Consider the following 12,401-nt stretch of genomic DNA (forward strand, 5'->3'; position numbering starts at 1 on the left):
CCCCCTTCTATTAATAATCCCTTATCATATCTATTAGGGCTAATCAGTTAAATCCAATAATTATCTAGTACTATTGTGGATATTTCTATTTATATTTATTTACCTTTTGTATAATTTAAAAGTCCACCAACTTTAAGAATTTCTATCTCACGATCTGAGAATTGACCTTTAAGTGGAATAGAAATTGATTTTGTTTGATTTACCAATACCAGATTATCTTTGTTTCCTAGATCTTTATCCAAGTTACTTAACTCTAGCAAATCTCCCAATTCATTTTTTTGATAATCATCTGGATTTTCAAAAGTTAAGGGTAATATTCCCACATTGATTAAATTGGATCTATGGATACGTGCAAAACTGATGGCAATTACTGCTTTTATATTCAAGTAAAGGGGTACTAACGCAGCATGCTCCCTTGAAGATCCTTGACCATAATTTGCACCAGCAATAATAAATCCTTTGCCAGCTTCTAAAGCTCTTTGGCTAAACTCAGGATCTACCTGATTAAAACAAAATTTAGACAGATGAGGAATATTTGATCGATAAGGTAAAATTTTTGCTCCTGCCGGCATAATATGATCAGTTGTTATATTATCGCCTACCTTTAATAACACTTTAGCTTTTAAACTCTCTGCTAAAGGCTCAGCAATTGGCAAAGGTTTAATATTAGGTCCCCTAAGTACTGTAACCTCATCATATTTATCCGCACTAACTGGATTTAAAATCATTGAATCATCAATATCGAAAAATTCCGGTGTATCTATTTTTAGCTCAAGGTCTAAAGTAGTAGGATTTGTTATATATCCTGTTAGTGCCGATGCTGCTGCTGTTTCGGGACTAACTAAATAAACACTGGCATCAGCAGTACCACTTCTCCCTTCAAAGTTTCTGTTAAAAGTACGAAGACTCACTCCCTTTGAAATAGGAGAAAATCCCATACCAATACATGGACCACATGCACATTCTAAGATTCGAGCACCGGCAGAGATTAGATCTGTTAATGCACCACTTTTTGAAAGCATTGTAAGTACTTGCTTAGAACCTGGCGATATAGAAACGCTTACTTCAGGATGAATGGTCTTTCCCTTAAAAATAGATGCAACTTTTAGCATATCTGCCAAAGAAGAGTTTGTACAAGAACCTATGCACACTTGATCTACTTTTATATTTCCAAGCTCTGAAATTGGATGAACATTATCTGGACTATGCGGACAAGCTGCCATTGGGGTTAATTTATTTAAGTCAATAGTATGCTTTTGTGAATATACTGCATCAGTATCTGCAGATAATGCTTTCCAATCAGACTCACGGCCTTGGGCTTTAAGAAATTTTTGCGTGACTTCATCTGAAGGGAAAATAGAACTAGTAGCACCAAGTTCAGCCCCCATATTAGTAATAGTTGCACGTTCAGGAATGCTTAAATTAGCTAATCCAGATCCGCTATACTCTATAATTGCACCTACACCACCTTTAACAGTTAGAAGACGAAGAACTTCCAATATAATATCCTTCGCACTTACCCAAGAAGATAGTTCTCCAGTTAATTCCACATTGATGATACGAGGCATTTGAATATGATAAGCACCTCCACCCATTGCAACAGCTACATCTAATCCTCCAGCTCCTATGGCTAACATTCCTATGCCACCACCTGTTGGGGTATGACTATCTGATCCTAAAAGGGTCTTTCCCGGAATACCAAAACGTTCTAAATGAACTTGATGGCAAATACCATTTCCAGGTCTAGAATACAATATTCCATGCTTTTTAGCTACGGTCTGGATATACTGATGATCATCAGCATTTTCAAAACCAGATTGCAAAGTATTATGATCAATATATGCTATGGAGAGTTCAGTTTTTACACGTGGAATATCCATAGCTTCAAATTCCAGATATGCCATAGTTCCAGTAGCATCTTGGGTTAATGTTTGATCAATTCTTAGTCCGATTTCTTGGCCGATTTTCATTTCCCCGGAAACCAAATGATTTTTAATAATCTTTTCTACTAAAGTTAGTCCCATGATTACACTCCTTTTTTAAACACGACAATTAGCTTGTTAATTTTTCACTTTTGTCTTGATTATTTTTAATAAATTTTCTTTTGCATTGATGATATGATTTATCGTTAGTCTCTCAGCAGCATCTGGATCATGATTTATCACCGCTTCCAAAATCTCCCGATGTTCTTGGATGGCTTTTTCAGTCCTTCCTTTGGAGTTAAAAGAAATCTTTCTATAACGCTTAATCATATGATGTAAATCTGACAACATATGCTGTAGAGTTCTACTATTGCTATATTCGTACATTTTTTCATGAAACTTAGCATCTAGTTGATTGATTTGCTCCAAGGAGTTTTTCATCATATAGAATTCTTGTAACTCCACAATTTCTTTCAATTCTTTTATCTGTTCATCCGTTATATTCTCTACAGTCCAGCGAGAACCTAATCCTTCAATATTCATGCGTATGGTATAGATATCATTTAAATCCTTTTCATTGATTCCTAGGACTATTGCTCCTTTATTAGGAGTAATTTGTACTAAGTTTTTTTGCTCTAACATACGAAGTGCTTCTCGAACTGGAGTACGACTTACTCCTATGTCTGAAGATAGTTTAATCTCTGTAAGATTCTCACCAGGTTTAATCTTTCCGTTAAGAATTTTTTCTTCTAGTTCTTCAAAAACAGACATACTTAATGACTTAGAATCTTTTTTTATCATATTTACCCCCATTTTATGTTACTCTTAAATATTATAACATCATTGAAGTTAATTTGATAAAGGCTATTTTTTTTCTACTAAATCAGATTTATATTCCTCAATTAAATATTCAAGTTCTTCATCACTAATGCTAGTGGTTCGACAACAACTGTATTCTTTATCCACCCATTCTTTTATATATATAACCAATGGGTCATTCTTTTTAATAGCCTTTTCAGGTGGTAAGTTATAATATGAATTAATCCAGTAAGCAATCCCAGCTAAGCCAGATGTATTACTCACTGATACTACTACACTACGATTTAACAATGTCTTTGTATCAAAAACATTGTATATTTCTTCATCCTTAAGTAGACCATCTGCATGAATGCCGGCACGAGTTAAATTAAAGTTCTTACCTACAAACGGTGTCATAAGTGGTATATTGTAACCTATCTCTTTTTCATAGTACTCTGCTATTTCTGTAATAACCGTAGGATCCATACCATCAAAACTACCCCTTAAAGATGCATATTCAAATACCATAGCCTCTAAAGGTACATTACCAGTACGTTCTCCAATACCCAGTAGAGAGCAGTTCACGGCACAACATCCATAAAGCCAAGCTGTGGTTGCATTGATTACTGCTTTATAGAAATCATTGTGTCCATGCCATTCTAAAAGTTCTGAGGGAACATCTGAATAATGTTGTAGCCCATAAATTATGCCTGAAACACTTCGTGGCATTGCAACTCCTGGTAGAGAAATACCATAGCCCATTGTATCGCAAGCACGAATCTTGATTGGAATATTGGCCTCTTTTGATAAAGACATTAATTCATTTACAAATGGAACTACAAATCCATAATAGTCTGCTCGTGTGATATCCTCTAAATGGCAACGTGGAAGAACACCTACTTCTAATGCATCTTTAACCACTGATAAGTAACCATCCATAGCTTCTTTACGGGTTTTTCCTAATTTCTTAAAAATATGATAATCAGAGCAGCTAACTAGGATACCTGTTTCTTTTATTCCCATATCCTTAACCAATTTGAAATCTTCTTTTGTAGCTCTTATCCATGAAGTGATTTCGGGAAAATCATAACCAAGTTCCATACATCTTCTTACTGCTTCACGATCTTTATCACTATAGATAAAGAATTCCGTTTGACGGATGATACCATTTGGTCCACCTAAACGATGCATCATCTTATATAGATCAACTATTTGTTCTACTGTATAAGGAACTCTTGATTGTTGTCCATCTCTAAATGTAGTATCAGTGATCCATATATCTTCTGGCATTCCTATAGGTACATGACGATGATTAAATGATATTTTAGGCACCTCTGTATAGGAGTAGATTTCTCGATGAAGATTCGGCTCTTCTACATCCTGTAATTTATATCTATAAGGATCCTGTTCTAGTAGATTACTTTTTTTATCAAGCTTATTCATAAAATTCCTCCTAAAGTATAGTTTAATAAGTACATAATAGATAAAATTTATTCTAATTGTATACAAGTATACAATTAAGTTTATAAAATGTCAATATAAAAATTTAGTTATTGTAAATTTACTTTTTCTTAAATATAACACCGAATGAACTTAAAAAAGTAGCAATCAAAAGATTGCTACTTTTTTAGAAAATCTATATCTTATATATTGTATTTAAAATAAATTAAGGTCTTAATGATGAACCGCCTTGTAAACTTATAGTTTCACCGGTTATATATTTTCCATCTTCAGATGATAAGAATATACATAATCTTCCAATATCATTTTCTCCATCTGCAAATCTTCCCATAGGAATTTGTCCTATAGTTTTTTCATAAAGTTCTGGATATTCCTCTCTCCAATTTTCTAGAGCCTTTGTCATTACTAGTGGACATATAACGTTTACATTTATATTAAACTCTCCCCATTCTGTAGTAGCTACTCTAGAGAGACCCCTTATTCCTTCTTTAGCTGCCGCATAAGAAGATTGACCATCTCTTCCTGATATACCTGCCCCAGATGCAAAGTTTATAACTGAACCTTCTGTTTTCTTCAAATAAGGAAGTGCTTCTCTCATATAAAAGAATGTAGCATATAATCCAGAATTGATAGCTAAATCGAAATCTTCTTTACTGTGTTCTTCTAATTTCTTTCCAGATTTAGAAGCTTGAGCATTATTAATGAGTACATCTATCTTTCCAAATTCATTAACTATATTGGAGATAGCCACCTTTACGTCTTCTTCTTTTCCACCATCTGCAACTTGAACTAGAACTTTTACATTATATTCTTTTTCTAATTCTTCTTTAGCTTTAAGTAAAGTTTTTTCAGTTCTTCCTGTCAGTACTAGATTTGCTCCTTCTTTTGCAAATGCTGTTGCTATTCCAAATCCAATTCCTGAACCTCCCCCTGTAACTATTACAACCTTGTCTTCAAATTTTTTCATATAAATCCCCCCATTTTTATAATATTTAGTATATTCTATAATTATATCACTAATATAAAAAATTAAAAAGAATTATTATAAGAGTAATTTATTTGTTAATAAAATATCCCCTATCATATTGATAGGGGATATTAACTGAAATTGTACAATATTTACTTTGCTTTGTTTTTTATTTCATCTATCATTCGTGCTATAAACTCTTTTACATCTACTTGACCTATATCTCCATCATTTCTATCTCTTACAGAAACTTTATTTTCAGAAACTTCTTTTTCACCTACTATTAGCATATAAGGTATCTTTTTCATTTGAGCTTCTCTTATCTTGTATCCTATTTTTTCTGCCCTATCATCTATTTCAACTCTTATGCCTTCTTGTTTCATCTTATCTCGTACTTCATAAGCATAATCATTGAACTTATCTGAAATAGGTAAAATAGTAGCTTGAACTGGTGCAAGCCATACTGGGAACTTCCCTGCATAGTGTTCTATCAATATACCCATAAATCTTTCAATACTCCCAAATATAGTTCTATGAATCATTACAGGTCTTTTCTTTTCGTTGTCTTTATCTATATAGTTTATATCAAATCTCTCTGGCATTTGAAAGTCAAGTTGAATTGTACCACACTGCCAAGTTCTTCCTATGGCATCTTCAAGTTGAAAATCTATCTTAGGACCGTAAAAAGCTCCGTCTCCTTCATTTACTATATAGTCTATTTTCTTTTCTTCTAAAGCTTCTCTAAGACCATTTGTAGCTATTTCCCATTGCTCATCAGTACCCATTGAGTTTTCTGGTCTAGTAGATAATTCTATATGGTATTTAAATCCAAATACTTCATACATATGGTCTGCTAATTCAATTATATCTATAAGCTCTTTTTTAATTTGAGAAGGTAGTGTATAAAGGTGAGCATCATCTTGAGTAAAGCTTCTTACTCTCATAAGTCCATGTAAAGCACCTGAAAGTTCGTGTCTATGAACAAGTCCTAGTTCTCCCCATCTAAGTGGTAAGTCTCTATAACTATGAGGCTCTGATCTATAAACTAGAATAGATCCTGGACAGTTCATTGGCTTTATAGCAAAATCTTCATCATCTATATGAGTAAAGTACATGTTTTCCTTATAATGATCCCAGTGGCCTGATTCATGCCATAAACCTTCATTTAAAATAATTGGTGTCTTTATCTCCTCGTATCCCCTTTTTGCATGTTCATTTTTCCAAAAGTTTTCAAGTTCATTTCTTATAACCATTCCCTTAGGATGGAAAAATGGGAAACCTGGACCTTCTTCTTGCATGCTAAATAGGTTTAATTCCCTACCTAATTTTCTATGATCTCTCTTTTTAGCTTCTTCGAGTCTATTAAGATACTCTTCTAGGTCTTTATTTTTTTCATAAGTTGTTCCATATATTCTTTGAAGCATTTTGTTTTTTTCATCGCCACGCCAATAAGCTCCAGCTATACTTAAAAGTTTTATAGCTTTTACTTTTTTAGTATTATAAAGGTGAGGCCCTGCACAAAGGTCTACAAAATCTCCAAGTTCATAAAATGAAATCTCTTCATCTTCAGGAAATTTTTCTATTAAATCTACTTTGTAAACTTCTCCTTTTTCTTCAAAGTATTTTAGTGCTTCATCTCTACTCATAACTGATCTTTTTAATACATGGTCTTCTTTTGCTATTCTTTTCATTTCTTTTTCAATTTTTTCTAAATCATCTGGTGTAAATCTATGCTCTGTATCTATATCGTAATAAAAACCATTCTCTATTGAAGGACCTATTGCAAACTTTGCATCTGGAAATAGATTTTGCACGGCATGAGCCATTATATGAGAAGAAGTATGCCAAAATATTTGTTTACCTTCTTTATCTTCAAACTTTACTACTCTAAAATCAGAGTCCTCTTTTATTTCTTCTTGAAGCCCCTTTGTATTACCATTTACAACTGCTCCCATGGCAACTCTTGCAAGACCTTCTGATATATCTTTTGTAACATCTAATACAGTAACACCTTTTTTATAATCTTTAACTGTACCATCTGGTAGTGTAATTTTTATCATATCCATTTATTTGCCTCCTATTATCTGCTAAAAAAAACCCTTCACCCCTACAATTTAATTGTAGGGACGAAAGGTTATATTCTATCGTGGTTCCACCCTAGTTGGTTCTCAAATTTAATAACGCCTTAAAAGCGATAATCCTTTAATGTTTTGGATTCAGCTCAGGGGTGGTCTTCAACTATCGTAACTTAAGAAGATTTTCAGCTTAAAGTCTTCTCTCTCTAAAAGTATGAAATAATTTACTCTTCCCTTCAACGCCTTTAATATTTAACTATATATATATTATACTCTTTACAAGTGTTTGTCAATATTTAATATTTATACTCAGTATATATTATTTCAATTTATCTGCTATCTGTGATACAGATAGTTTCTCTTGTTCTCCTGTTTTCATATCTCTAAAAGAATAAACCTTTTCTTTTGCCTCTTCTTCTCCTATTACTATTGCAAATGGAATATCTAGCTTATCGGCATAATTAAACTTCTTGCCTATCTTACTCTTTTCCACATAAACCTGAGTATTTATACCCATCTCTCTTAAAGAATTAGATAGTTTTACTCCCTCATCTAAAAATCCATCCATAGGTATTATAAGTACCTTAGTTAAGCAAAACTCTTTAGGTTCTATGATTTTAGCCTCTCGGAGCTGATAAAACAGCCTGGTAAGCCCAATTGAAATCCCTACTCCAGGAAGTTTTTGATTTGTATAAAAACTTGCTAAGTTATCGTATCTTCCTCCAGAACATACACTTCCTATTTCTTTATGATTATCTAAGAATGTTTCATAAACTGTCCCTGTATAGTAGTCAAGACCTCTTGCAATAGTTAAATCTATTTTAAAGTTATCTTCAGGAACACCAAATAGTTTTATATAATCTACTACTGTCTCTAGTTCCTTTAAGCCCTCATTAAATCTGTCATTATCTATATTTAAGACTTTTAATTTATCTATAATTTCGCTATTAGTGCCCTTTATCTCTATAAAACTAATAATTCTTTCTATATTTTCATATTCTACTTCTAGAAGTTTTAGTTCTTCTTTTGTCTTTTCAGGTCCAATCTTTTCTAATTTATCTATAACTCTAAGTACCATAGTTATATCTTCTATATCTAAAGAGTTGAAAAAACCACCTAAAAGCTTTCTATTGTTTATCTTTATAGTAAACTCATTGAAACCTAAATCTTTAAATGTAGAATAGATAACAGCTGGAATTTCTGCATCATTTATAATGTCCAATTTATTATTTCCTATTATATCAATATCACATTGATAAAACTCTCTAAATCTACCCTTTTGATTTCTCTCTCCTCTATAGACTTTTCCAATATGGTATCTTTTAAATGGAAATTCCAATTCGGAGTAGTGTTGAGCCACGTATCTTGCAAGTGGCACTGTTAAGTCAAAGCGAAGAGACATATCAGTAGATCCTTTTTCAAATCTATAAACTTGTTTTTCAGTTTCTCCTGCACTTTTAGCAAGTAATACTTCTGATTTTTCAATTATAGGTGTATCAATAGGTAAAAATCCAAATTTTTCATAGTTAGTTTTTATTGTATCTTTCATTTGATTAAATAGAATTTGTTCTTTTGGAACGAGTTCCATAAATCCTGGTAAAATTGATGGTTTGATAATTTTTTCACTCATTTTTTCTTTACCTCCAGTTTTGTCCGATAGCTTGTACTTGTCTTACTATTAATAATAGCATTTTCTTCAAAAAAGTCAAAGAAAAAGAGTTTTTAAACTCTTTTTCTTTGATAATTATATTTTTTATATTTTACAGTCAATACATCCTTTACAAATTTTCATTTTTTCTCCAAATATCTCTTCTAATATAGAAGTTAAGTCATCTTTGCGTTTAGATTCATCTCCTAGATGCATTACTATATTAGTTGGGCTTAATGCTATTACAGTGCTTAGCAAGACATCCCCTTCACTTACTTCTCCATAATAAAGTTCTTCTAAAATCATGCTTATATGGTTGTTGTCGATTTCTTTAAAGGACGAATCCATGAGAATATAGTCTCCATCTTTTAAAACTATATTTATTAAATCTATTTCAGGGGTTTGACTTTCTATAAGAAATTTAAGAGTGTCTATAAACTCATTATATTCCACTTCAAGTTGAAAATCTCCAAGTACTAATTCAATGGATTTTTCTACTAAATCATGAAAACCTTTAGAACGAAATTTTAAATATCCATCAATTATCAATGTCTTATGCTCTATAAAATAATCAAATATTTCCCTTTGTATAATTTGTTTTTCTTTTAAAAAGAGAGTATTAGAAATCAGTACTTCCTTTACATCTTGTATTATTTCTATCCTTTTTTCTCCATCTATCATACCAAGTTTTCTATCTAAACTTATGGATATAATATCATCAGTATAAAACTTAATTATCATCTCTTGGACAAATTTAGTTAAAGCATCTAAAAAAAAGTAGTCTTTATCTATTTGTTCTTTATTTAAAGAAAATACATATCTAAATCTATTTTCATATTCTTCATAACTAATTTTTACATCCTTTTTTATAGGGATTTCTTCTATAATATGATGTATTTTCTCAGCTGGCACCGTACTTTCAATTTTAATAGGGTCCAAAAAATCACTCCCTTTCATTTAATAGTATTCACTTAATAAAAATTCAATATACTTTTTATTTTTACTATTTAGTTACAATTTAGACTAATTATAGTTCCGATATCATTTATTTTTTCTTTAGACAAATAAACAATTTTTTTATTTAGATTGGATATAAAGTCTTCAATTTTCTCTTTCTCAGGATGTTCATCTATACACCCTGAAAAAAGCACCTCCTTATTTGATATATTACCCGTACAACCACCTATAAAACCATAATCTTGATCTTCTAAAAATATATCTCCAGGTTCAATCCTTAAAGAGTTAACACCGTATTTTTTAAGGGTTTTGTCTATAAAAGTATCAGAGGTAATAATATCATTTTGTCCAATTATTGCAATAGAACATTTAGTATATCCTTGATTTACATTTATTAATTCTAAGTTTTGCTTTTTTAGATAGTATTTTAGTACTTCATCTGTATATTTAAAATTGTGTATTGCAAGGTTTGCAATTCTTCCTACATTGTATGCAATATCTAGTGGATATTTACAATCTAAGTCCTTTTCTCCCTTTATTATCTCTATATTAGTATTTTTAAACTCCTCTTTATAATATTCATATACGCTAGGTTCTGTAACTAAAATGTTATTGTTTATAGGATGAATTACTATATCCGGATGATATTTTATAGAGCTATGAACTTTTTTATGAGGTATAGTTTTAATAACTCTTAGATTCATCTTTTTTAAGTTCCCATAGATTTCTTCACTTATATTTCCAGCAATGATAACTGTATCTGCATTTTTTAATGGTATAAATGGATTATTCATATATTCCTCCTAAAGAAAAAACACTCTAAGACTAGTCTTAGAGTGTTTTGGTTTATGGAGGCGGCACCCAGATTTGAACTGGGGGTAAAGGTTTTGCAGACCTCTGCCTTACCGCTTGGCTATGCCGCCATATGTCTTGTGGAGCGGAAGACGAGATTCGAACTCGCGACCCTCGCCTTGGCAAGGCGATGCTCTACCACTGAGCCACTTCCGCATAAAACATGGTGCCTCGAGCCGGAATCGAACCAGCGACACGTAGATTTTCAGTCTACTGCTCTACCGACTGAGCTATCGAGGCATATGTCATAAAAATAATTTAATATAGGCAAATCATTAAATAAGTATTTTTTGACTACATTATTTAGTATACATTATTTCTTTTTAAATGTCAATCATAATATTTTTTAATTCTTCTTCATCAAAGTTATGCTTTGTATTACAAAAATGACAGACTACTTCTGCCCCATGATCTTCACTTATCATCTCTTCTATTTCTTTTTTCCCAAGACTTTTTATTATATGTTTTATCTTTTCTTTAGAACAGTCACATTTATATTCTATTTCTTTTTTTTCTAAAATTTCCATTTCGATATCTTTAAAAATAGAATTTAAAATATCCTCTGGACTAAGTCCTTCATCTATAAGAGTTGAAACAGGCTTTATTTTCTTTAAGGCTTCTTCAATCAATACTATATCTTCTTCTGTAGAACCTGGTAATAGTTGAATAATATAGCCCCCAGCTGCTTTTACAGTTATATCTTTTCCTACCAATACCCCAAGACTTACTACGGATGGTTGTTGCTGGGAATAAGCAAAGTAATGAGCTAAGTCTTCCGCTATCTCACCAGAAACTAATTTAGACATTCCTACATAAGGTTCTTTAAGACCTAAATCCATTATAATAGTCATAGTTCCTTCTCTTCCAACCAATCCTCCTACATCAAGTTTACCATCTTCTCTACTCGGTAAATCTGCCTTTGGATGCATTATTTCTCCCTTTACATATCCATTATTTTTAGCCACTACTAATATACTGCCTCCTGGGCCATCTCCTGAAATTTTAAAAGTTAAAGTGTCTTCTTCATTTTTCATCATAGTTCCCATTAAAACGCTCGCAGTTAAACTTCTTCCTAGAGCTGCTGTTGCAGTAGGAGAAGTATTATGAATTCTTCTAGCTTCTTCTACCATATTAGTAGTAGATGCTATAAACACTCTAATTCTTCCTAATTTATCCATGCCTCGTATTAAATAGTCTTTCATATATAAAAACCTCCTACCACGTAATAAAAGCCCCTTAAGGGGCTTTTTAAGCTGCTAATATTATGTCAAATTCTAATTTTTTATAATTTAGTTACATTAGTTGCTTGAGGGCCTTTGTCGCCTTCTACTACTTCAAATTCAACTTGATCGCCTTCGTCTAAGCTTTTGAATCCGTCTCCTTGAATTGCTGAGTAATGTACAAATACGTCTTCGCCATTATCTCCTGATATAAATCCAAATCCTTTTGTTCCATTAAACCATTTCACTGTACCTTTTTCCATTTTCCATTCCTCCAATAATACTTTTTAATAAGATGAATAACCCATCTAATTATGTATACTATCACAGTATACACTTATAGTCAATAATTTACCCCCTTTAAAGGATATTATTAGCTCGTTGCAGAACTCTGTAGCGAGCTATTTTACTGCATTTCAATCTATTGAAATGGCTGGGATTCCCCCGATTTTGGGTATATATACAGTATCAAGTTGTTTATAACTCAAAACGGAAATTGAA

At 32.0% G+C, this 12,401-nt stretch carries 10 protein-coding genes, 3 tRNA genes and 1 other annotated feature; all 13 genes read right to left on the reverse strand.

The annotated features are described in order from the left end of the window. Nucleotides 1-95 precede the first annotated feature (95 nt). Nucleotides 96-2,024 carry an aconitate hydratase gene (locus TICRE_RS05895; RefSeq protein ID WP_075726090.1) on the reverse strand — a complete coding sequence of 643 codons (1,929 nt, stop codon included), beginning with the start codon at nucleotides 2,022-2,024 and terminating at the stop codon, nucleotides 96-98. Between the two features lie 36 nt (nucleotides 2,025-2,060). Continuing rightward, nucleotides 2,061-2,723 (reverse strand): GntR family transcriptional regulator, encoded by a 663-nt coding sequence (locus TICRE_RS05900; RefSeq protein ID WP_198927504.1) that lies wholly within the window; start codon nucleotides 2,721-2,723, stop codon nucleotides 2,061-2,063. A gap of 63 nt (nucleotides 2,724-2,786) precedes the next feature. Continuing rightward, complete coding sequence (locus TICRE_RS05905; protein ID WP_075726094.1) at nucleotides 2,787-4,163, reverse strand: beta/alpha barrel domain-containing protein; 1,377 nt, start codon at nucleotides 4,161-4,163, stop codon at nucleotides 2,787-2,789. Between the two features lie 223 nt (nucleotides 4,164-4,386). Then, nucleotides 4,387-5,148, reverse strand: a complete 762-nt coding sequence (locus TICRE_RS05910) for an SDR family NAD(P)-dependent oxidoreductase (protein ID WP_075726096.1) — start codon at nucleotides 5,146-5,148, stop codon at nucleotides 4,387-4,389. Between the two features lie 152 nt (nucleotides 5,149-5,300). Then, nucleotides 5,301-7,208, reverse strand: coding sequence for a threonine--tRNA ligase (thrS, locus tag TICRE_RS05915; RefSeq protein WP_075726111.1), 1,908 nt, complete (start codon nucleotides 7,206-7,208; stop codon nucleotides 5,301-5,303). Between the two features lie 59 nt (nucleotides 7,209-7,267). Next, nucleotides 7,268-7,472, reverse strand: a binding site (T-box leader). Nucleotides 7,473-7,542: 70 nt separating this feature from the next. Beyond that, nucleotides 7,543-8,853, reverse strand: a complete 1,311-nt coding sequence (gene hisS, locus TICRE_RS05920) for a histidine--tRNA ligase (RefSeq protein WP_075726098.1) — start codon at nucleotides 8,851-8,853, stop codon at nucleotides 7,543-7,545. Between the two features lie 123 nt (nucleotides 8,854-8,976). Then, nucleotides 8,977-9,810 (reverse strand): sporulation protein YtxC, encoded by an 834-nt coding sequence (ytxC, locus tag TICRE_RS05925; protein ID WP_075726100.1) that lies wholly within the window; start codon nucleotides 9,808-9,810, stop codon nucleotides 8,977-8,979. Nucleotides 9,811-9,878: 68 nt separating this feature from the next. After that, entirely contained in the window at nucleotides 9,879-10,622 is a 744-nt protein-coding gene (locus TICRE_RS05930) for a DUF6873 family GME fold protein (RefSeq protein ID WP_075726102.1), read from the reverse strand. Between the two features lie 55 nt (nucleotides 10,623-10,677). Further along, nucleotides 10,678-10,751: transfer RNA gene (locus TICRE_RS05935), tRNA-Cys, on the reverse strand. Between the two features lie 10 nt (nucleotides 10,752-10,761). Continuing rightward, a tRNA-Gly gene (locus TICRE_RS05940) sits at nucleotides 10,762-10,836 on the reverse strand. 8 nt (nucleotides 10,837-10,844) lie between these two features. Further along, nucleotides 10,845-10,920 (reverse strand) — tRNA-Phe (locus tag TICRE_RS05945). 83 nt (nucleotides 10,921-11,003) lie between these two features. Then, nucleotides 11,004-11,882 carry an Hsp33 family molecular chaperone HslO gene (hslO, locus tag TICRE_RS05950; RefSeq protein ID WP_075726103.1) on the reverse strand — a complete coding sequence of 293 codons (879 nt, stop codon included), beginning with the start codon at nucleotides 11,880-11,882 and terminating at the stop codon, nucleotides 11,004-11,006. 80 nt (nucleotides 11,883-11,962) lie between these two features. Beyond that, the gene (locus tag TICRE_RS05955) at nucleotides 11,963-12,163 is read right to left on the reverse strand and encodes a cold-shock protein (RefSeq protein WP_075726105.1); all 201 of its coding nucleotides are present in this window, start codon (nucleotides 12,161-12,163) and stop codon (nucleotides 11,963-11,965) included. Between the last annotated feature and the right edge of the window lie 238 nt (nucleotides 12,164-12,401).

The organism is Tissierella creatinophila DSM 6911 (genome assembly GCF_001940565.1).
GTDB lineage: Bacteria > Bacillota > Clostridia > Tissierellales > Tissierellaceae > Tissierella_A > Tissierella_A creatinophila.

What these genes read in the sequence shown, in the direction of transcription:
- TICRE_RS05895 (WP_075726090.1), bottom strand. Translation starts at nt 2,024, where the DNA reads ATGGGACTAACTTTAGTAGAAAAGATTATTAAAAATCATTTGGTTTCC.
- TICRE_RS05900 (WP_198927504.1), bottom strand. Translation starts at nt 2,723, where the DNA reads ATGATAAAAAAAGATTCTAAGTCATTAAGTATGTCTGTTTTTGAAGAA.
- TICRE_RS05905 (WP_075726094.1), bottom strand. Translation starts at nt 4,163, where the DNA reads ATGAATAAGCTTGATAAAAAAAGTAATCTACTAGAACAGGATCCTTAT.
- TICRE_RS05910 (WP_075726096.1), bottom strand. Translation starts at nt 5,148, where the DNA reads ATGAAAAAATTTGAAGACAAGGTTGTAATAGTTACAGGGGGAGGTTCA.
- thrS (WP_075726111.1), bottom strand. Translation starts at nt 7,208, where the DNA reads ATGATAAAAATTACACTACCAGATGGTACAGTTAAAGATTATAAAAAA.
- hisS (WP_075726098.1), bottom strand. Translation starts at nt 8,853, where the DNA reads ATGAGTGAAAAAATTATCAAACCATCAATTTTACCAGGATTTATGGAA.
- TICRE_RS05930 (WP_075726102.1), bottom strand. Translation starts at nt 10,622, where the DNA reads ATGAATAATCCATTTATACCATTAAAAAATGCAGATACAGTTATCATT.
- hslO (WP_075726103.1), bottom strand. Translation starts at nt 11,882, where the DNA reads ATGAAAGACTATTTAATACGAGGCATGGATAAATTAGGAAGAATTAGA.
- TICRE_RS05955 (WP_075726105.1), bottom strand. Translation starts at nt 12,163, where the DNA reads ATGGAAAAAGGTACAGTGAAATGGTTTAATGGAACAAAAGGATTTGGA.